The organism is Aneurinibacillus danicus (assembly GCF_007991215.1).
In the GTDB taxonomy this organism is placed as follows: Bacteria; Bacillota; Bacilli; order Aneurinibacillales; family Aneurinibacillaceae; genus Aneurinibacillus; species Aneurinibacillus danicus.
Genome location: NZ_BJXX01000252.1, coordinates 1 through 1,767 on the forward strand (window position 1 = coordinate 1; position 1,767 = coordinate 1,767).

General features: G+C 43.4%; 1 protein-coding gene. It reads right to left on the reverse strand.

Annotated elements, in window-relative coordinates:
- Positions 1-80: 80 nt before the first annotated feature.
- Positions 81-1,631, reverse strand: a complete 1,551-nt coding sequence (locus ADA01nite_RS21545) for an IS1182 family transposase (RefSeq protein ID WP_146812477.1) — start codon at positions 1,629-1,631, stop codon at positions 81-83.
- Positions 1,632-1,767 lie beyond the last annotated feature (136 nt).

Sequence of the window (1,767 nt, forward strand, 5' to 3'; positions counted from 1 at the left end):
CTGACCCAAAAGTCTAAATAGACGAAGGGGTGACAGCCTCTTTTCTTGTCTTTTTGGGTCAGTTTTTCTCTTTTTTGGAGTTAGGCGGCTCCTCTGGCCGCCTTTTTCAGGAGATTATGAGCGATGCTGATGAGCCCGATCTCGATGCTCACCTTGGCCAGCCCACGAAGGGAAAACCGACGGAACGACCGATTGCCCTTGAACTGACCGAAAACACTCTCAATGTCCACTTTTCGTTTCGCATAGAGTTGTTTTCCTTCGTCTGTCCAAAGGCGCTCCTGTACTTTCTTTTTATATTGTTGGTAGGTAGTGTTTACTTGGGTGCTACGTCCATGTTTGGATGTGGTGCATGCGGAACGGAACGGACACCCTTCACATTCTCTACACTGATAGATGCGAGTGGTGGATTCATATCCGAATTCTGTTCGTTGTCTTTTCTCAGAAACAAAGGACAACTCTTTACCTGCAGCACAAAGAAACACGTCTTTTTCCTCATCATACACCCAGTTCGATTGGTGATGAGGATTCTTCTTAAACGAACGTGTTTGTTCTTTTTCATACATCCCATATTTTACGTATGCTTCTTGTCCTTGCTCTTCCAAATAGGCATAATTCTCTTCTGAACCATATCCTGCATCGGCGATCACGTTCTTCGCTTTGACTCCAAACTTCTCTTTGGCTTCCTGGAGGTGTGAGATGAGGCAGCGAGTATCACCTGGACGTTGATGAACGGTATAGGCGAGAATGAATTGATCATTGGAAGCCATCTGGACATTATATCCTGGCTTCAACTGCCCATTTTTCATGTGATCTTCCTTCATTCTCATAAAGGTCGCATCCGGATCGGTCTTGGAGTAGCTGTTTCGCTCCCCACAAGTCGCAAGTTGTTTTTCGTATTTAGCGCTTCGTGGGAGAAAATCAGTTTTCATTTTCTTTACAGCTTTTTTCAGTTCTTTATTTTTCGGCTCTTGTTCCAAGCGCTTTTCCCATTCCTGCACTTTCTTCTCAATTTTTTCGGATGTAATAAGGGACTTTGTTTCTTCTTTTGAAGGGGGCTCTATTTCTTCTTTCGCTACGATCCCATCAATGTGCTGGATGAGCTGGTCCACTTTCGTTTCCAGCTTCTTTTTGTAGTTTTCTGTACTTTTTTTCCAAACAAAGGTGTACCGGTTGGCATTTGCTTCTATCTTCGTACCGTCCACAAAGTAATCATCGAGATGGACATGGCCTTCTTCAACAAGAAGCATGAGGACTTGTTTGAATAGCTCTTCTACCAATCCTTTTCCTCGTTCGGACCGAAAACGGTTGATCGTGCGAAAATCGGGTTTTTGAAAGGCGCTTAACCAAAGGAGAGGGAGGCTGATGTTTTCTTCGAGTTGACGTGCAATTTCCCTGCCTGAATAGATTTTTTGCGTGTAGGCATACACGAGAATCTTGGTCATCATTTTGGGGTGATAGCTACTGCGACCACCACCAGGATAGTAGCGGAGGAAATGGTTGTCGGGAATCCGTTCAATCATTTCATTCACAACACGGGCCACACTATGTTGGGGGATGAGTTCACTGATATCCATTGGAAGCATCAGTTGATTTATGTTATACTCAAGAAAGGAAATATGATCATGTTTCATAAGAGAATCGCTCCTTGTTTAATTGTTGTTGTGGTGACTCAATTATAACAAAAAGAGCGATTCTTTTATTATGTTAAAGATAGAAAAAAGGGGCTAACCCTGAAAGGTCATGTTATATGTCCTTTTGGGTCAGTCC